Consider the following 20278-nt stretch of genomic DNA (forward strand, 5'->3'; position numbering starts at 1 on the left):
AAAGTCGTTCATGGCTTTTTTGATATTCATTTGATATATTCAGGAGAATTTACAGCGAATACTTCTCATCACAATACTGGCAGCGGTATACCTCTTTTTCCTCATCCGCGAGATAGAAGATATGCGGAAGCTCCTGCTCGATCGAGGTAATGCAGCGCGGGTTCTTGCAGTGGATGACATTTGTGATTTTTTTCGGCATCTTGACATCTTTTTTCTCTACGATTTTTCCATCCTTGATGATGTTGATCGTGATACGGTGATCGATGTAGCCGAGCACATCAACATTTACCAGATCAAGGCTGCCGTCGATCTTGATGATGTCCTTGCGTCCCATCTTGCTGCTGCGCGCATTTTTGATGATAGCCACCTGGCAGTCCAGCTTGTCCAGCCCCAGTTTAAAGTAAATATCCATACTGCGTCCTGCCTGGATGTGGTCCAGAACAAAACCTTCTTTTAATCCGCTGATATTTAACATGGTTTTTCTACCTCCAGTAAAGTCATGATCAGAGCCATACGGACGTATACGCCGTACTGAACCTGTTTGAAGTAAGCGGCACGCGGGTCGTTGTCCACCTCAACGGAAATCTCATTGACACGCGGAAGCGGATGGAGCACAAACATATCATCACGGGCAAGCCCCATCTTCTTTTTGTCGAGAATGTAGCAGTCCTTCATACGGATGTAATCTTCCTCGTTGAAGAAACGCTCTCTCTGGACACGTGTCATGTAGAGAATATCAAGCTCCGGCATCGCCTCATCCAGGTTTTCAACCTCTTTGTACTCGATTCCCTTTGCATTCAGTGTATCCTCAATGATATAATCCGGGACGCGCAGTTCCGGCGGGGAAATGAGGACGAAACGGATTCCCGTGTAGCGGGACAGCGCATTGATTAAGGAGTGAACCGTGCGTCCGAATTTCAAATCGCCGCACAGACCGACTGTTAAATTGTTCAGGCGTCCTTTTAAAGAACGGATCGTCATCAGATCGGTCAAGGTCTGCGTCGGATGCTGGTGACCGCCGTCGCCGGCATTGATAACCGGGATGGAAGAGTGCAGGGAAGCAACCATCGGCGCACCTTCCTTCGGGTGGCGCATCGCGCAGATATCTGCGAAGCAGGAGATAACGCGGATGGTATCTGCCACACTCTCGCCCTTGGAAGCAGAGCTTGAATCGGCAGAAGCAAAGCCAAGAACCCGTCCCCCTAAGTTCAGCATAGCAGCCTCAAAACTTAAGCGTGTACGGGTGCTTGGCTCATAAAACAGAGTCGCGATTTTCTTTCCGTCACAGACGTGTGCATATTTGGCTGGATTGGCTTCGATATCGGAAGCGAGATCCAGAAGCTGGTCGATCTCCTCAACGGAAAAATCCAGTGGATTCAGCAAATGTCTCATTTGATTCTCCTTCTCTATTCGTATTAGCATATTTTTCCCAATTATTATAAAACATTTCCAGGTGGATTGCTATAGCTTTTAATGATCTGTGATATAAAAAATATGAATAGGGGGGATAGAAAATATGGACAATGTGATGACGGCTGGAAGATTACCTGCGATGAAATAGGAAATAAAAATGACTTTCCAGGGCAAAATGGATTAGCGTAAGGAACGGTCAGACAGGGTGAAAAATCTGGTAAGAAAAGCGTAAGGAACATTAAGAAAAATAAGGTAGGAGAATTGAAACAAATCCGGTATAATGTAGAAAGAAGAACTGGAATTGCAATGGTTGAAACTTGTATAAATCCAGGTTGTCAGGAATGGATTTCGATGGAATATTCAGGAGCATGAAATAAGTTAGAAAATGGAGAAGGCTGATGGAAGAGCGGAAAGTGCCGGGGAAGAATGAACTCCGGAAACGGGAACCTGTCATACAGGTAAAAAATCTATATAAAGTCTACCGCGTCGGCGAGACGAAGGTATACGCGCTGAACGGCGTTGATTTTACGATGTACCGTGGCGAATTCTGTGCGATTGTAGGTACCTCCGGTTCGGGTAAATCTACCTTATTGAATATGCTGGCGGGGCTGGAGAAGCCGACGAAGGGCGAGATTGTCATAGCCGGACAGCACATAGAAAAATTAAACGAGAACCAGCTGGTGGCATTCCGCCGGGAGCGGGTCGGATTTATCTTCCAGTCATATAACCTGCTCGGTACGATGAATGCGGTTGAAAATGTAGCGCTTCCGCTGTCCTTCCGCGGTGTGCCGCGCGTCAGGCGCCGGGAGATGGCGGAAAAATATCTGAAAATGGTCGGACTGGAAAAAGTCGGCGATCATATGCCGAACCAGATGTCCGGCGGGCAGCAGCAGCGTGTCGGCATCGCACGGGCGCTGGTGGTACATCCAGAGATCATTTTTGCAGACGAGCCGACTGGAAATCTGGATTCGCACACGACGATGGATGTGCTGAAACTGATGCAGCGGATCGTCCGGGAACAGAACCAGACGCTGGTTATGGTCACGCATGATAACCATCTGGCGGCATATGCGGACCGGATCTTCCATATTATCGATGGTAAGATTGTGAAGATAGAGGAGAATCGGCAAATGGGTAAGGAAGATGGGAAAATAGAAGGCTAAAACACAGGAATGCTGACGATAGAATGAGAAATTGATAAAAGCAGCATTTAATGTGAGAGGATATGGAGGTATGAAAAATGAGAGGTATGAGAAAGTGGAAGAGATGGGCGGTGTTTTTGCTGCTTTTTGCGGTGCTGGCGGTGGGAGGAAGCCGGACGGCGCAGGCGGAAATGCTGGATATGACAAAATATAACGATGATTTAATTACCGTCAGTAAAGTGCCGCACGGAAAGGCCGGAAATAAAATTTCGATTAAGATGACGGTTCATAATAATGGCAGCAAAGGAGATAATTATTTAAGAACAATTCGTTTAGCCAATGCGGATCAATACGATCAATTTTATACATATGATGATGACGATGATGATGACAGTGATTCGGATTCCAATATTTCATGGTCTGGAAAACATTTTCCATTTGAAGCTGATTCAAATACGTTTAAAGAAAAAAGAATTGATGTAAAGCCAGGTTCGTCTAAAAGTGTAACATTGACGTATAAACTGCGCCGGGATTTGGCAGCAGGATATTATCAGGCGTTTTTCTATATTGATGACAGCCTAAAAGTCGGCATCAACATCTGGGTATCCGCCTACGATGGTTCCTCCACCGAGGAAGACGACAACACGAAGCTGGATTACGATTTTTCCATCGGTGACAACCAGCAGACACCGTATGCGGGCTACAATCAGGTCATGAATTTTGGCGTGAATCTGACGAATACGGGGCTTAAAAAGGTTTACGATGTCCGCGTGGATATGCAGCTTGACGCGGATATAACAAAGTTTCCGTTTGATATCAACGAGGGCAACTATAACCGCAAGATGGGCGACATGGAACCAGGGCAGATGGTGACGGTTCCGTACAGCATGATGGTGCGCGAGAACGTAAAATCGGGCTTTTTCCCGATTCACTATCTGGTTACATACCGCGAAGAAGAGGGCGGCGAGTTCTCCGATCCGGTGGACAAGGTATTTTACGTGCGTGTCAAGGGAAAGGATGACGATGAGCTTTCAGCCGATGCGGGCGAGCAGGATCGTACCAAATCCCGAATCATCGTAGATAGTTTCGAGACGATTCCGGCAGAAATCTATGCCGGGCAGCCGTTTGAGCTGCGCGTGCGGATGAAGAATGCCTCCTCCGATGTGTCGGCTTCCAATATCATGTTTACATTTGCGTCAGAAGAGGTTGAAAATACACCGATCTTTACCTCGGAGAGCGGTTCGACTTCGGTGGTAGTCAACAATATGGCGCCGGGGGCGACGGCGGATTTGTCGATGGTATTTAAGGCAGCGCCGACGGCAGAGCAGAAATCATACCGCATGACAATCCAGGAGCAGTACGACAGCCCGGAGTTTAAAAATGCCAAGGAAGAGGTCAAGATTGCACTTCCAGTCAAGCAGGAGCCGCGTCTGAACACCAGTACGATCGATGTGATGCCGGATGCGGTTGAGGTTGGTTCTGAGACGAATGTCATGTTTGGCATCAACAACACCGGAAAAGTAATTCTTTACAATGTTATGGCGCGTTTTGAGGCAGATTCTATCCAACCAGCTGACGCTTATGTGGGAAATATCAAGCCGGGCGAAACCGGCAATGTCGATACGATGCTGACCGCGATTGCGCCGACAACCGATGATGGAAAAGTGAAGATTATCATTTCCTATGAGGATGAAAATGGAGTCGTTTCAGAGACTGAAAAAGAAATGCTTCTGAACGTGAGTGAGGCGTTTTCCGATGACGGGATGGACGGCATGGATGGAATGGACAACGGCATGGATGCAGATGCCGATGCGGCGCAAGCGGGCGGCGCTGGGCGGATCGCTCCGATGCTTGTGATCGCTGCGCTGGTGGGCGCAGGTGTCGGTGTAGTTGTCTGGAAGAGGAAAAAGAAGAAAATAGCAGGAGAAAAGGCGCTTGAAGACGAATTAGAAGAGGAACTGGACAATGAGCTGGGCGAGCCGGAAATGACGACAGCAGATGTATCGGAAGACGAAACAAAGGACGTTGAAAAAGAACAAAACGATCATCTGAAAAGAAAGAAAAAATAGAAAGGACCGGTGAAAATGAGATTCAGTGATCTGCTGACGATGAGCGTCAACAACCTGTTTCGCAGAAAGCTCCGTACCTTTCTGACGGTTCTGGGAGTCGTGATTGGTACGGCATCGATCGTTGTCATGGTTTCCATCGGAATAGGACTGAAAGAATTTACCATCAAACAGTATTCTTCCTATGGAAGCCTGACCGCGATTCAGGTATATAATTATAACAATGGAAATTCCAGTGACAAGAAAAATCCGGAAGACAGCTTCATGACGGATGAGACGATGAAGACATTTGAAAAGATTCCGCATGTGACAAGTGCTTATCCGGATCTGAACCTGAATGTGATTATGCGTCAGGGTGCCTACGAGGGAAACGTGCAGCTGCATGGGATCCCCTTGGGAGCGATGAAGAATATCAAGCTGGGAGAAGGAAGCCTGCCGACAACTGAAACGAAGGACATGGAGATGGTAGTCGGAAATATGGTCGCACAGAATTTTAGCAATGCCAAGACAGGAAAAGGTTACTGGGACACCGGGGAGATGCCGGATATCGATTTTATCAATAAGCCGATGTTCACGATCTTTGACACGGATGCCTACTATCAGTCTAAGGGCAATTCCGGCGGTGATGACGGCAGCCAGAAGGTGGCGGCTCCGAAGAAATATATGCTGAAAACCGCCGGTATGGTCGCAGGCGGACCGGATGAGTGGAGTGATTACAGCTACGGCGTCTACGTTGATCTGGATAAGCTCAAGACACAGCTAAAACAGGTGTTCAAGAAAAAGCCGATTCCGGGTCAGCCGACCAATAAAAAAGGAAAACCGTACAATTATTTTGTATATGAGGAGGCGACGGTCAATGTGGACGATATGGATCATGTAATAGAGGTACAGAAAGCCATCAGCAACATGGGCTATGAGGCAAACAGCCAGATGGAATGGCTGGAACAGTCTAAACAGCAGTCCAACATGATCCAGGCAGCCCTCGGCGGCATCGGCGCTGTTTCCCTGCTGGTAGCTGCGATCGGCATTGCCAACACGATGATGATGTCGATCTATGAGCGGACGAAGGAGATTGGCGTGCTGAAAGTGTTAGGATGTTCCCTTGCAACTATCCGAAATATGTTTCTGATTGAGGCGGGTTTTATCGGCTTCATGGGAGGACTCATCGGACTGGCGCTGAGTTTTATGGTTTCCGTGCTGATTAACCAGTTTCTGGCAGCGACTTTTTTATATGGAATGGATGGAAAACTGTCCGTGATCCCGATCTGGCTGGCAGTTCCATCGGTAGGATTTGCCATCATCATCGGCATGGCAGCCGGATTCTTCCCGGCAATGCGCGCGATGAAGCTGAGTCCGTTGGCGGCGATACGGAATGAGTGATACGTTTGCTTATGCGATAAAATAGGCAGATGCCAGTTTTCCTCCTTGCAAATCCCCCCAACTTGTTATATACTTAAATATACTATGTTATTATAGTAATGAAAGAACGAAAAAAGGAAGGAATTACCGATGACACTGTTAGAAAATTGGCGCAATCTGGCATATGGTGACGGGCTGGATGATAAAAAGAAAGAGGAACTCTGGTCTGGATATTTTACGATTGAGAAAGGCATTTACGAGCAGATTCTTGCAAACCCGACTGAGGTTGTAGAAGGTACCGTTAAGGAACTGGCTGAGAAGTATGATACCGAAGTTATGATCATGACCGGTTTCCTGGATGGAATCAATGAGAGCTTAAAGGGCTATGAGAACCCGATCGAGACCATGGATGAGGATACCAAGGTTAAGATTGAGATCGACCCGGAGAAGTTATATTACAACATGGTAGAGGCAAAGGCTACCTGGCTGTATGAGCTTCCGCAGTGGGATGCAATCCTGACTGAGGAGAGAAGAACAGAGCTGTACCGCGAGCAGAAGGCATCTGGCACAGTCCGCAATACACATAAGATTTACCCGAACGATCCGTGTCCATGCGGAAGCGGTAAGAAATATAAGAAGTGCTGCGGAAAGAATAAATAATAGATTTATGAATCAGAGAAGCACATCCGGAACACAGAGAGAACCGGATGTGCTTTTTTTTATGGAAATATAGGACGTGCTCTTGTATAATAGATATAGAGAAAAGACAGCAGACGAATGATGGCAGGAGGCATGATAAAAGAATGGCAGGTACAAAGCAGTGGAGGGCGGCAGATGGGAGACTGCAGCCGGGATTTCAGACAGCAGGTTTTACATTGAAACAGGTGGGAAAACTGCAGGCGCTGGGAGCGCAGACACTGTATTTTGAACATGAGAAAAGCGGGGCGTCCCTGTTTTATATCAGAAATAAAGATACAAACCGGGGATTCTCGATTTCCTATCGGACACCGCATCTGGATGAGACGGACACGAATCATGTGTTTGAGCATTCGGTACTTGCTTCCTCTGATAAATATCCGAGTAAGGATATTTTTTTTGATCTTTGCAGCAAGACATACCACACATTTGTAAATGCATTTACCTATATACCATTTACGGCATATCCGGTGTGCAGCCAGAGCGAGGAACAGCTGCTTAAGATGGCAGATGTGTATTTAAGCTGCATGAAAGCGCCGGGAATCCGGCGGGAACGCCGCTTTTTTGACCGTGAAGCGGTCCGCTATGAGCTGCGCGACCGCGAAAGCCCGATTACGCTGGCAGGAACGGTGTACAGCGAGGATTTCGGCATGCTGAATGATACAGATAATGAGGCACTGCGGAATGTTTTGCGGGCGCTGTATCCGGGGGAGACGGCGGCAAATGCGAATGGACAGGCGCACCGTTTTTATAAGGATCTGACGTATGAACATACGATGGAGATGTATGATCGATTTTATCGGTTCGATAATGCTCTGATTTTGTTGTATGGGGATCTGGACTGGAAACGGTTTCTGGCATTCCTGGATAAAGAGTATCTGTGTGATGCAAAGAAAAGCTATGGAAAAGAAGACGGATGGAGTTTCCAGTCAGGCAGCGGGCGACAGGAAAAACAGGAAATGCAGAATATAGGGATGAGTGCGTTTTACAGCCCCGAGCCAGATGGTTTGGAAAATGGGGGAGAATCATTCTTCCGTCAGGCAACCGTTCCCAGTCCTGCTTACCGGGGAGACGCATCGGAGAATGCGGCGGTGGTATCGTATGCGATGGATCTGAGCGGCATTTCATGGGAAAAGCTGATCCAGTACAGCATCATTGCGGGAATGATGAATGTGGATGGATCGGTTTTCAGGGAAAAGCTGCGGACGGCGGGCATCCATTGTGATGCGAGTGCATCGGTGATGATGGAGGCAGAAAAGCCATTTTTTGTTTTCGAAATGACAGACAGCAGTCCGAAGGATGCAGAACGGTTCCGGCAGGTGTCGGATGAGACATTATGCGAGATGCAGGAGCGCGGGATCGACCCGTCAGTGGTGGAGACGGCGCTCAAGGCGCGGGCGATACATGATTATACGGCAGGCGAAGATACGGATGTATTTGCGGATTCGATCGTGCCGGAAGTCAGCCTGAAATGGGCATTGACGGGCGATGCGGATGTGTATGCGGATGAGGCGGCAGCCTATGATTCTCTGGATGCAGGGACGGCACAGGCGGAGATTCGCCGGTTTGCGGCAGAGCTTGGCGCGGCGAAGCGGCGGGTTCTTGTCACGACGATTCCGACGCCGGGGATGGCAGAGGCGATGGAGCAGGAGCGCGACGCGTATCTGGCGCAGATGAAGGCGGAGATGAGCGAGGCAGAGCTGGATGCGCTGATTGCGAAGACCCTGGATTTTGATGCGTGGAATGCGTCGGAGTGTTCGAATGCGGATTTTATGATCCGGGTCGATGAGCTTCCGCCGCCGGAAGAGACGCCGGAATATCAGATATATGAGATAAATGGGATTTCGGTCTATGAATCGCCGTCGGATCTGGAAGCGATCAGCTATAACCGTTTATACTTGGATTTGAGCGGCGTGCCGGAAGAGGACCGTTTTTACATTCCTTTATATACAATGTTTGTTTCAGAGCTTGAAAATGCCCGGTATGGCAGAATGGAAAAGGAAAATCAGATTGAGCGCTATCTGCATGATTTTTCCATGAATGAGGGACATCCGGAGGTTCGGGCGGGACGAAACAGCCATCCGACGCTGGCGGTCAGCTGGTATGGGATGGCGGAGGATTATGAAGAGAGCCTGTATGTCCTGTTGGAACTCTTATCACATCCACTCTGGAGAGATAAGAATGCGGTTCTTCAGGCACTGGATGAGACGATTCCGTCCTGTGATGAGTCGCGCAGTGATGCGTATTCGCTGGCGGTGCGTCTGGCGGCATCTGGCTATAGCATCAATACGCGGTATCAGGAATATGTCGGCGGACAGGCGTTTTATGAGTTTTTGAAAAAACTGCGCGGGCGACTGGAACAGGAGGATGCAGCGATCTTCCAGCTGGCAGAGAAGATGAAGGAGGTGCGCGACCGCATCCTGCATGGAACAGCGGTGACGATCCTTCATGTTGCACCGAGGGAAAATCTGGAATGGATGCGGAACTGTGCAGGGCGGATTCTGGGAAATCTGCGGGGAGAACAGATGCCAGACCATGAGAATAAAACGGAAAACAGAGGGGAAAATGCTGGGTATACTTTCCCGGTTCCGGCGCGCAGGGAGGCGGTAATTGTGGAGAGCTCCAGCCAGTATACCGTCTTTTCGGCAGAGCTGAGCGCTGTAGATGGATTTTCCGGGCGGATTCTTCCGTATGTAAATGCGCTGGATGACCGGTATTTTGTGCCGCAGCTCCGTTTTCAAGGCGGCGCATACAGCGCGTCGTTTGCATTTACGCCGACGATGGACCGGATCGTGGCGAGTACATACCGGGATCCGAAGGTCAGTGAGACGATCGAGGCGATCCGGGCGGCAGCGGGTGTATTGGAAAAACTGCAGCTTTCGGAGGCAGATCGGAATGGCTATATTTTAAGCAGTTACGGCAATGCGACGGCGCCGTGCGGATGCCTGGGACGGCGGATGGCAGCGATGCAGTATGCGTACAATGGCCTGGATATTGTACAGATCCGTCGTTGGACAGAGGAGATCCGTGAGACGACCGCAGAGGATCAGAAAGAGGCGGCGCGGATCATCCGGCGGCTTCTGGAAGAAGCGTGGATTGTGACGACTGGAAATCAGACGGCGATCGAGATGGATCGGGACTGCTTTGACCGGATCCGGGATTTCCGCAGTAAAATGGCTGAATAACCAGATCCATATTTATAGGGAGGTAGAGAGAATGCGTACAAAGCGATTGGGAGACATGCTTTTGGAGCTGGGACTGATCACAGAAGGGCAGCTTAAAGAGGCGCTTGACTATCAGGCGAAGGAGAAAGAACGTCTGGGAACAACGCTGGTCAAGCATCATTATATCACGGAAGGTCAGCTGATCGATGCGCTTCGCATGCAGCTGGGCATTGACTATATTGATTTGACGCGGGTCGATATCAGCCCGGAACTGTCGCGTTTTGTGCCGAAAAACCTGGCAAAGAAAATGACGATCGTACCGGTGCGTATTTCCAAAGACCAGCTTTATCTGGCAATGGCGGATCCGCTGAACTTCATGGCGATTGAGGAAGCACAGCATACTTCCAAAAAGAGAATTGTGCCGATGATCGCCTCTGAACCGGCAGTGAAGCGTGCGATCAATATTTTGTATGGCAACGAGGGAGCGGCAGAAGCGATGGCGCAGATGCAGGCAGAGACGGCAGCGGCACAAGAGGTGCGTCAGGGGCAGGGGCAGATGGCGGAAAGAGAAAGACAGGAAAATGTGACGCCGATGATCCGCCTGGTCAATTCGATTATTGAGCGTGCCATTTCGGAAAATGCTTCGGATATCCATTTTGAGCCGACGGAGGAGGAGATGGTCGTCAGGATGCGTATCGACGGGCAGCTTCATCGGATCATGACGATCCCGTCGGAACTCAAGGATTCGGTCATTTCGAGGCTTAAAATCATGTCCCAGCTCGATATCGTCGAAAAAAGAATTCCGCAGGATGGTCGTGCGGTGATGCATTTAAGAGGAAAAGATATTGATATGCGTATATCCACCCTTCCGACCCTGTATGGAGAAAAAGTGGTTATCCGTATTCTGAAACGAAATGAGGAGACGCTGAACCGCCGCGGTATCGGTATTCCGGCAGTGGAGGATGCAAAGATTGATACACTTTTAGGGCTTACTTCCGGAGTTATCATGATTGTAGGACCGACTGGTTCAGGTAAATCTTCGACGATGTATACGCTGATCCGCGAACTTCTTTCGGATCGGACCAACCTGATTACATTGGAGGATCCGGTGGAATACCATATCAAAGGCGCGACACAGGTGCAGATCAATGAAAAAGTGGGGCTGACTTTTGCATCGGGTCTGCGCTCAGTTCTGCGTCAGGATCCGGATATCATCTGCGTCGGCGAGATCCGTGACGGTGAGACGGCAGAGATCGCGATGCGTGCGGCAATGACGGGACATCTCGTTATCACCACGATTCATACGGAAGATGCGATCTCGGCGATTGACCGTCTGCGAGATATGGGCGTGGCGCCATACCTGATTGCGGCGGGACTGCGAGGCGTTATTTCCCAGCGGCTGCTGAGGAAAATCTGTCCGAACTGCAAAACCCAGATTCAGCCGCCGAAAAAAGCGCTTGAGATGGCAGGAATCCCGGAGAACCCTGGAAAATTATACTGGCAGGGAGCCGGATGCGATCAGTGCTTCCATTCGGGATACCGGGGCAGAATCGGTGTGTTTGAGGTAATGCTGATTCAGGAGGAGCTGCGCCGGTGCATTCTGGAAGGAGCTGACCGGACACGTTTCTTAGAGGCAGCCAGAAGAGCGAGCCAGTATGTTCCGATGCTGGAACACGCGCAGAAGCTGGTAGAAGAGGGTGTTTCGACGGTGGACGAGGTGATCCGGACGCTGCTGGCGCTGTAAATGGTGCAGAAAGAGAAGAGGAGACAGATGGTATGTATGGAATCGAGGAATTAATCGCGCTGGCAGCTGAAAAAAGGGCATCGGATGTGCATCTGATTGCAGGGCTGCCGCCAAAATGCAGAATTGACGGCAGAATCGAGACGCTGACGGATGGCGGGCTGACGCGTGAGGATTGTGAGGAATATGGACGCCAGCTGGCAGGCAATGCGGCAGATCAGATCGAGGCCATCGGACAGCTGGATTTTAGTGCTTCGTTTGCGGGACGGCGTCTCCGTGTGAATCTGTTCCGGCAGCAGGGCGCGCTCTCTGCGGCGATCCGTCTTCTGGGCAGTACGATTCCGAACCTGTCGGAGCTGGGGCTTCCGGAAGCAGTGAATCAGTTTTCAAGCTGGAATAAAGGCATTATTCTGGTAACCGGCGAGACGGGAAGCGGCAAGTCAACGACGCTGGCGGCAATTTTAAATGAGATCAACCAGAATCGTCCGCTCCATATGATTACGCTGGAAGACCCGATCGAGTATGTCTATGAACCGGCGCAGGCGATCATCAACCAGCGCGAGGTGGGCGTGGACGTAGAGAGCTATGATAAGGGGCTTTATGCGGCGCTCCGTGAGGACCCGGATGTCATTCTGATTGGAGAAATGCGTGATCCGGCGACGATCGAGACGGCGCTGATGGCGGCGGAGACGGGACATCTTGTTTTTTCCACCATTCATACCAATTCGGCAATCGACAGCATTGACCGGATTGTGGGTGTTTTTCCAGAGGATAAACAGCCGCAGATCCGGATGCAGCTCTCGATGACGCTGCGGGCGGTGCTGTCACAGCAGCTGGTGCCGAGGGCGGGCGGCCAGGGCAGGGCGGCAGCTTGTGAGCTTATGATGCTCACGCCGGCGATCCGGAATCTGATCCGCGATGGAAAAACACCGCAGATGCAGAGCTATCTGCTTTCTAGTGCAAAAGAGGGCTCTATTACGATGGATAATTTTCTGATCCGTATGGCGAAAGAGGGCGTGATCACACCGCAGACGGCAGTCGATGCGTCCCAGGACCCGCAGGAACTGAGAGAGAAACTGGCGGCGGTGCAGTATTAATAATATGGTAAAAACGGGTGAATGAAGCCTGCGAGGAATGCAGATTACTAGAAAACATAAAAATGTATGTTTGTGTAAATACTGAGATTGTAGCGAAAGTTTGAACAGTATATTTTTGACAATGTTTTTATGTTTCAGGAGGAATTTTATGCAGGCAGGTAAATCAAGCATCCAGTTTGAGCATCCGCCCATCATCACATCGGCGGCATCGATCGTGGGGCAGACGGAAGGCGAAGGACCGCTGGCAAGTTTTTTTGACCGGGTGGAGCCGGATCCGACGTTTGGGAAAAAGTCGTGGGAGGAGGCGGAGAGTGAATTGCAGCGCCAGACGGTGCAGAAATGCCTGGATAAGGCGGGCAGACAGGCGGCGGATGTGAATTGCCTGTTTGCGGGAGACCTGTTGGGACAGATTGTGGCGACCTCGTTTGGTGTGGAGTCGTTTGATATCCCGTTTTTCGGGCTTTACGGTGCCTGCTCGACGATGGGGGAGGCGATGATTCTGGGGGCGATGGCAGCAGGGGCTGGCTATGCGGATCGGGTTCTGGCGCTGGCGTCGAGCCATTTTGCATCGGCAGAACGGCAGTTCCGGTTTCCGCTGGCGTATGGGAATCAGAGACCGCAGTCCACAACCTGGACGGTGACCGGGTGCGGGTGTGTGATGATCGAGGAAAATGAGAAAAATGAAGGGAAAGATGGGCGCAGAGCGAAAGAAAATGCGTCAGAATCACTGAAAAATGCTGGACAGGAAAAATTGCATCCCAAATTTCAACCTTGTATCCCAGCTGCCACCCCCGGAAAGATCGTCGATATGCAGATGCGCGATTCCATGAACATGGGGGCGGCAATGGCGGTGGCGGCGGTAGACACAATCTTGCAGAATTTCCGTGATTTTAACCGGAAACCATCTGACTATGATCGGATCATCACTGGCGATCTGGGAATGGTGGGGAAGGAAATCCTGCTTGATTTTATGCGCGAGGCAGGACAGGATATTTCCGGCATCCATATGGACTGCGGGATCGAAATGTTTGACCCGAAGACGCAGGATACCCATTCGGGCGGGAGCGGCTGCGGTTGCTCGGCGGCGGTGCTGTGCGGCTATATTCTTCCGAAAATACAGGCGGGTGAGTGGAAACGCGTCCTGTTTGTGCCGACCGGGGCGCTGCTGTCCCAGATCAGCTTTAATGAGGGGCAGAATGTGCCGGGGATTGCCCATGGAGTGGTGCTTGAGGGAAAAGAATCGTTCGGTGAATGATAGGTATTTGCAAGAAACTTTAGAGAGGGAGCAGAAAAATGGACTATATCAAAGCATTTGTGACCGGCGGACTTCTCTGTGCCGCCGTGCAGATTCTGATGGATAAAACGAAACTCATGCCGGGTCGGATCATGGTACTTTTGGTGGTATGCGGCTCGATTCTCGGTGCGATCGGCTTGTACGAACCGTATGCCAAATGGGCGGGTTCCGGGGCAACAGTGCCACTGCTGGGGTTTGGGAATACGCTTTGGAAGGGCGTACGGGATGGAATTGACAAGGATGGGGTTCTGGGGCTGTTCACCGGCGGATTCACGGCGGGTGCGGCGGGGATTTCCGGGGCGTTGATTTTCGGCTATCTGTCGTCGCTGATTTGCAAACCCAAGATGAAGGATTAGAGAGAAGACGAAAGAAAAGTAAAAGAAAGCAAAGCAAAAGAAAATCAGTTGCGGAAATAAAAAGCTGCTGTAAAAGAGGCATATGAATGTCACTTTTTACAGCAGCTTTTTGCAGATATATTATTTTGCTGTTAATGCTCCGGATTCGCCGGGACAATCGGAATATTATTTCCATTCCGTCCACTTCCCGCCATCGGGCGTGGAACCGCAGAGTGGATCGGAGCCGATAAATTATCTGAATCGGGGCTGTAGCCCGGAGCTGAGAAATCGGCGCTCTCAGAAGGATGGATGATCGTGGACGAACCATTGTGAATCTTGCACTCGCCCGGCATGGAGAAGCGGGAATCGTCCGTTTCTCCGCCGTCTTCCGGAACGACCATAACTGTCTTGGAAATCTGCTGGTTCGTCGGGCAGAAGGCAGTCGAGATGCCGCCGGAGGCGGAGCAGATCGTCACGCGGGTGTGGTGATCGCAGGTCTCGGTCGGAACCGTGCCCTTCGCGAAATATTCAGTGTAGACGGCCGTTCCGCGCGGGTCACTGCTGCAGACGCCGGAAACCGGAAGCTTGCCGGATTTGCGGCATACTTCAGCAGTTTCAATGCTGTCCGGAACCGTAAATCCGGGGTCGCTTAAGCTCTCATGGACACGTGTCATGATATTTCGCCAGATGCGCTTGTGGTAACTGGTACCGCCGTTTGAAACGGTGCCGCCTTTTAATGGCTGGTTATTGTCGCACCCGCCCCAGATACCGGCAGTGTAGTACGGCGTAAAGCCTACAAACCAGACGTCGACGTTGCTGGTGGTCGTACCGCTCTTTCCGGCGCAGCTCATATTGGGAATCGCAGCTGTCGTACCGGTCGATTTAACCCCGGAACCGGAACGCGTATACATTGTATTGCTCTGCATAACATCCTGCATCGCGCTGGTTAAAAGATAGGCAGTAGAGTCTTTGAGCGCCTGCCGCGTCTCCGGTTCATTGTCGATCAGTATCTTTCCGTTGCGATCCAGAATCTTAGTAAAGAAGATAGGCTTCGTGTAGGTGCCGTCGTTGGCGATCGCCGCAAATGCATTTGTCAGTTCCAGGTTGCTGACGCCCTTTGTCAGACCGCCGAGTGCTGTCGAGAGAGTCTGATCCTGGCTTACGAGGGAAGTGATTCCCAGCCGTTCGGCATATTCGACACCGAGCTGCGGCGTTACCGTGTCCGCCATGCAGCGCAGGGCGACGATGTTCATGGAATAGGTAATGCCGTCGCGGATCGTGTGATAGCCCTTGTAATCGCTGCCCCACCAGTTTCGGAACTCTTTTTCACCGGAAGAGTATGGTCCGTCATAGTAAACAGTTGATAGGGTCGCGCCGCAGGCATCCAATGCCGGGGCAAAGGAGGAAATGACCTTGAAGGTCGATCCTGGCTGCCGCAGGGAGTCGGTCGCACGGTTTAAGGTGCGGTTTGCCGTCTTCTGTCCGCGTCCGCCGTTGATTGCCTTGACATAGCCGGTGGACTGTTCGATCAGGACGAATGAGGTCTGCGGCTCTAAAATCATGGTAACTGATTCACCGAGAACGGTGCTTCCGTCCTGCGTGAGGGCGGTGCGGTACTCATCGATCGCCGTCTGCGCCTCTTCCTCGGAATTAAACAGCCCGTCAAAACCGCTTTGTCCCTTGACCTGCTGGATCCATGTTTTCAGAGTTTCCTGTGAATAATGCTGCGTTTCCCCGTCTGGATGGGTCAGGGAAAGGCGGTATTCAACCGAATAGCGAGCCGCGTCGTAGTTGGCAGGATTGTTGACTTCCTCATCGACGATCGCCTGAATCTGTGGATCCTGCGGGGTGTAAATCTGCAGTCCGCCGCTGAACAGAAGATTGGACGCCTGCGTGTCAGTATAGCCGAGCTGCTCTTTGAGCGCTTCGGTGACCTGGCTGATCAGCTCGTCCGTGTAATAGGAGTACGGTGTCTCATTTTCCTTGAGCGCCGTGTCGACATTCTGGATACGGGCGTAGACGTCGTCCGCCAGTGCTTCCTCCTGTTCTTCTTTTGTGATATAGCCCTGCTCATACATTGCCTGCAAAATGACCTTGCGCCGGGCGGCATTTGCCTCCGCGCCGCTGATCGGATTCAGCTTTGACGGATTCTGTGTGATACCGGCGATGACCGCGCACTCAGAAAGAGTCAGATCGGAGACGTTCTTATTAAAATAGCGCAGCGCCGCTGCTTTGACGCCCAGCGTATTGCTGCCGAGGTTGATCGTATTTAAATAGTTCGTTAAAATGACCTTCCGATCGACGTTTTTTGTCAACTGCAGCGCCAGATATTGTTCCTGGATTTTTCGTTCAATTTTGGAACCTTTGCTGGTCTCCATACCGCCGTTGAAGACGGTATTTTTGATGAGCTGCTGGGTCAGGGTGCTGGCGCCGCCTTTATAATTATTTGTCAGGACACCGACCACGGCGCGTGAAATGGAGCGCAGATCGATACCGCTGTGCTGCCAGAAACGCGAGTCCTCGATGGAGACGAATGCGTCGATCAGATCCTGAGGAAAATCCTCGTAGGATGCTTCAATTCGGTTCGAGTTGGAACCGACCAGCGTGTCGGTCACTTCCCCGGCGCTATTATATATAGTAGAAAAATATCCGCTTGGGGTGAAGCTGTCCGGGTTGAAGTCTGGCGAACTGTCCAGAATGCCTTTAAACATGCCGATAAAGGTGCTGGCACCCGTCACGCAGAGAAACAGAACAAGAACAAAGGCAGTCTTGAAGAAGGTCAGAAACAGCCGGTTGGCGTATTTCTTCTTCCGGGAATTGGCTGCCCGGATCCGTTTCTTGGTTGCTTTTACACCGTAATTCATGAGAACCTCCTTTGGGTTCGTAGTGGTTCGTTCTATTAATAAATACAGTATTTCCAATTATATCAAAATTCATAGGATAAATAAATACTATTGTCATGAAGTTTTTTTTACGGTATCATAAAAGATAAGGTTTGTTACTGGGCACGTATGCGTGAACAGTAACTAAGTGTTATTGTGGTTAAAGAAGTGAAAAAACATCCGTTTTAAGGATCGTAGTTCATAGATGGAGGAAAAGATGAAAGAGCGCTATAAAATCGTCTATCAGGGTGGCGAGGGCGAGATTGTGGAGAAGAAGTCCCGCTTTATCGCGGAGATCCGCCCGGTGGAATCGGAAGAAGAGGCGACGGCATTTATTGCGGAAGTCAAGAAGAAATATTGGGATGCGAGACATCATTGTTCGGCATTTACGATCGGAGAAAATAACGAGGTGGCGCGCTGCAGCGACGACGGCGAACCGGCGCAGACGGCGGGACGCCCGATGCTGGATGTGCTGCTGGGACGCGAGCTTCACAACGTCTGTGCGGTTGTGACCCGGTACTTTGGCGGGACACTTTTAGGAACCGGCGGACTGGTGCGGGCATACGGCGGCGCGGTCCAGGAAGGCCTTAAAAACTGTGTGGTTCTGGAAAAATGCCTGGCTCGCAAATGGAAGGTCGGGACAGACTACAGCGGGCTTGGAAAGGTGCAGTACATTTTGGCAGAAGCAGAGTTGCCGATTCTGGACAGCGAGTACGGCGAGGGCGTGGATCTGACGATCCTGGTGCCGTTTGACCAGGCGGGAGCAGCGGAGAAGAAGCTCATAGAGGGCACAAATGGAAGATGCCAGATCGAAAAACTGGATGAAGTTTATTTTGGCATGGATGACGGAAAAATCATTTTATTGTAAAAAAAGATTGAATAATGGATAAAAAAATGCTAAAATAACAAGCTGTATTATTTTGTGGGCGGCTCCTTTGCCAAAGACGAAACGGCAGGATGCCTGTCTGTGACAGAAAATAATTATTAATTAGTACATGTAATGAATCATCATAAGAAAAGAGAGTAAGCAGATATGAAAATGAAACGGGAAGATGTCAGAAACGTTGCAATTATCGCTCACGTTGACCACGGTAAAACGACGCTGGTAGACCAGCTGCTTCGCCAGAGCGGTGTATTCCGTGCCAATCAGGAAGTAGTCGATCGTGTCATGGACTCTAACGATATTGAGCGTGAGAGAGGTATCACGATTCTGTCCAAGAATACGGCTGTTAATTACAACGGCACCAAGATCAACATTATCGATACACCAGGACATGCGGACTTCGGCGGCGAGGTAGAGCGTGTTCTTAAGATGGTAAACGGCGTTATCCTTCTGGTAGACGCATATGAGGGCGCGATGCCGCAGACCAAATTCGTTCTGCGTAAAGCACTGGAACTGGATCTGCCGGTTATCGTATGTATCAATAAGATTGACCGTCCGGAAGCACGTCCGGAGGAGGTTGTGGACGAGGTTCTCGAACTTCTGATGGATCTGGATGCATCCGACGAGCAGCTTGACTGCCCGTTCTTGTATGCATCTGCACGTTCTGGCTATGCGAAGAAGAACCTGGACGATCCGAATGTGGATATGAAGCCGCTGTTCCAGACCATTCTGGATTACATCCCGGCGCCGGAGGGAGATCCGGATGCAGAGACACAGGTTCTGATCAGCACGATTGATTACAACGAGTATGTAGGACGTATCGGCGTTGGTAAGATCGACAACGGTTACCTGAAAGTAAATCAGGACTGCGTCATCGTCAACCATCATGAGCCGGACAAGTTCCGCAAAGTTAAGATCGGTAAGCTCTATGAGTTTGAAGGTCTGAATAAAGTAGAAGTACAGGAAGCAAAGATCGGTTCGATCGTAGCGATTTCCGGTATCGCAGATATCCACATCGGTGATACCCTGTGTTCACCGGAGAAACCGGAGGCAATTCCGTTCCAGAAGATTTCTGAGCCGACCATTTCCATGGATTTCATGGTAAACGACAGCCCGCTGGCAGGTCAGGAAGGTAAATTCATCACTTCCCGCCACATCCGCGAGCGTCTGATGCGGGAGCTGAATACCGATGTCAGCCTGCGTGTAGAGGAGACAGACTCCGCTGACTGCTTCAAGGTATCTGGCCGTGGCGAGCTGCATCTGTCCGTCCTGATTGAGAATATGCGCCGCGAGGGCTTTGAGTTCGCAGTCAGCAAGGCGGAGGTACTCTACAAATATGACGAGAGAAACCGCAAATTAGAGCCGATGGAGATCGCTTACGTCGACGTACCGGATGACTTTACCGGTGCTGTTATCCAGAAGCTGACCAGCCGTAAAGGCGAGCTGCAGGGCATGAGCCCGATCGGCGGCGGATACACAAGACTGGAGTTCTCGATTCCGTCCAGAGGTCTCATCGGCTACCGCGGCGAGTTCATGACCGATACAAAGGGAAATGGTATCTTAAACACCAGCTTTGACGGCTATGCACCGTTCAAGGGCGAATTAAGTTACCGCAAACAGGGATCCCTGATTGCATTTGAGGCAGGCGAGTCCATCACCTACGGTCTGTTCAATGCCCAGGAGCGCGGAACCCTGTTCATCGGACCGGGCGTTAAAGTTTACTCCGGCATGATTGTCGGACAGAGCGCAAAACCGGAAGACATCGAGTTAAACGTCTGCAAAACCAAAAAGCTGACCAACACCCGTTCTTCCAGCGCCGATGAAGCCCTTCGCCTTGTTCCGCCGAAAATCATGAGCCTGGAGCAGTGCCTCGACTACATCGATACCGATGAACTTCTCGAGATCACCCCGACCAGCTTACGAATCCGTAAAAAGATTCTTGATCCGACTCTGAGAAAGAGAGCGATGATCAGCCGTAAAAATAGCTAAATAATCGTAAAGTGGGAGCAGCCGCGCAAGCCAGCTGCTCCTTTTCGTATATTCAAGCGAGAGATATCCAGGAAACGACGCGCCCCGCCGTTTCCGTCCCTCTGCCGATCCCATTCCCTCTGTCGATTCATGTCCCCCACCCTGTCGAAATTTCTCATTCACTTCTTCTTCTAAAACGGTCATTCCCCTCATACATATATACAGTAAGAAGCAGGAC

The 20278-nt window shown here is 50.6% G+C and carries 15 protein-coding genes; 11 read left to right on the plus strand and 4 right to left on the minus strand.

What is annotated here, in order from left to right; translation table 11 throughout:
- Positions 1-49: 49 nt before the first annotated feature.
- Both DW739_RS00725 and pyrB read right to left on the minus strand, forming a co-directional pair.
- A complete protein-coding gene (locus tag DW739_RS00725) occupies positions 50-475 on the minus strand; it encodes an aspartate carbamoyltransferase regulatory subunit (RefSeq protein ID WP_022359701.1) in 426 nt (141 codons plus the stop codon).
- Complete coding sequence (gene pyrB / locus DW739_RS00730) at positions 469-1392, minus strand: aspartate carbamoyltransferase (RefSeq protein ID WP_118742461.1); 924 nt, start codon at positions 1390-1392, stop codon at positions 469-471. The genes DW739_RS00725 and pyrB overlap by 7 nt, the downstream gene beginning before the upstream one ends.
- Positions 1393-1811: 419 nt before the next feature.
- Here pyrB and DW739_RS00735 point away from each other — a divergent pair, with 419 nt between their 5' ends.
- The 9 genes from DW739_RS00735 to DW739_RS00775 all read left to right on the plus strand — a co-directional run bounded on the left by DW739_RS00735 (position 1812) and on the right by DW739_RS00775 (position 14328).
- Positions 1812-2576: an ABC transporter ATP-binding protein gene (locus tag DW739_RS00735; protein ID WP_118467468.1), complete on the plus strand. Its 765-nt coding sequence runs from the start codon at positions 1812-1814 to the stop codon at positions 2574-2576.
- A gap of 77 nt (positions 2577-2653) precedes the next feature.
- Positions 2654-4624 (plus strand): CARDB domain-containing protein, encoded by a 1971-nt coding sequence (locus DW739_RS00740; RefSeq protein WP_243023705.1) that lies wholly within the window; start codon positions 2654-2656, stop codon positions 4622-4624.
- Between the two features lie 15 nt (positions 4625-4639).
- Positions 4640-6001, plus strand: coding sequence for an ABC transporter permease (locus DW739_RS00745; RefSeq protein WP_107001542.1), 1362 nt, complete (start codon positions 4640-4642; stop codon positions 5999-6001).
- A 129-nt stretch (positions 6002-6130) separates the two neighbouring features.
- Positions 6131-6640, plus strand: a complete 510-nt coding sequence (locus DW739_RS00750; RefSeq protein ID WP_022359524.1) for an SEC-C metal-binding domain-containing protein — start codon at positions 6131-6133, stop codon at positions 6638-6640.
- Positions 6641-6783: 143 nt separating this feature from the next.
- Entirely contained in the window at positions 6784-9861 is a 3078-nt protein-coding gene (locus DW739_RS00755; protein WP_182427914.1) for an insulinase family protein, read from the plus strand.
- Positions 9862-9892: 31 nt separating this feature from the next.
- Positions 9893-11584, plus strand: a complete 1692-nt coding sequence (locus DW739_RS00760) for a GspE/PulE family protein (protein WP_117795163.1) — start codon at positions 9893-9895, stop codon at positions 11582-11584.
- Positions 11585-11616: 32 nt separating this feature from the next.
- Positions 11617-12678, plus strand: coding sequence for a type IV pilus twitching motility protein PilT (locus DW739_RS00765; RefSeq protein ID WP_118467476.1), 1062 nt, complete (start codon positions 11617-11619; stop codon positions 12676-12678).
- A 148-nt stretch (positions 12679-12826) separates the two neighbouring features.
- Positions 12827-13933, plus strand: coding sequence for a stage V sporulation protein AD (locus tag DW739_RS00770; protein WP_118467478.1), 1107 nt, complete (start codon positions 12827-12829; stop codon positions 13931-13933).
- 38 nt (positions 13934-13971) lie between these two features.
- Positions 13972-14328, plus strand: a complete 357-nt coding sequence (locus DW739_RS00775; RefSeq protein ID WP_022359528.1) for a SpoVA/SpoVAEb family sporulation membrane protein — start codon at positions 13972-13974, stop codon at positions 14326-14328.
- A 131-nt stretch (positions 14329-14459) separates the two neighbouring features.
- Here the strand turns inward: DW739_RS00775 and DW739_RS00780 are convergent, their stop codons facing one another.
- Positions 14460-17171: a transglycosylase domain-containing protein gene (locus DW739_RS00780; protein ID WP_118742463.1), complete on the minus strand. Its 2712-nt coding sequence runs from the start codon at positions 17169-17171 to the stop codon at positions 14460-14462.
- Positions 17172-17406: 235 nt separating this feature from the next.
- On the opposite strand from DW739_RS00780, the gene DW739_RS00785 reads away from it, so the two are divergent.
- Positions 17407-18057, plus strand: coding sequence for a YigZ family protein (locus tag DW739_RS00785; protein WP_022359530.1), 651 nt, complete (start codon positions 17407-17409; stop codon positions 18055-18057).
- A 165-nt stretch (positions 18058-18222) separates the two neighbouring features.
- On the plus strand, positions 18223-20061 hold the full coding sequence (gene typA / locus DW739_RS00790; RefSeq protein WP_117795171.1) for a translational GTPase TypA: 1839 nt from the start codon (positions 18223-18225) through the stop codon (positions 20059-20061).
- On the opposite strand, the gene DW739_RS15285 is transcribed toward typA, so the two are convergent.
- Positions 20058-20192 carry a hypothetical protein gene (locus DW739_RS15285; RefSeq protein ID WP_267895340.1) on the minus strand — a complete coding sequence of 45 codons (135 nt, stop codon included), beginning with the start codon at positions 20190-20192 and terminating at the stop codon, positions 20058-20060. The genes typA and DW739_RS15285 overlap by 4 nt on opposite strands.
- Positions 20193-20278: the final 86 nt, after the last annotated feature.

Source organism: Clostridium sp. AM28-20LB (assembly GCF_003480665.1).
Taxonomy (GTDB): Bacteria; Bacillota; Clostridia; order Lachnospirales; family Lachnospiraceae; genus Otoolea; species Otoolea fessa.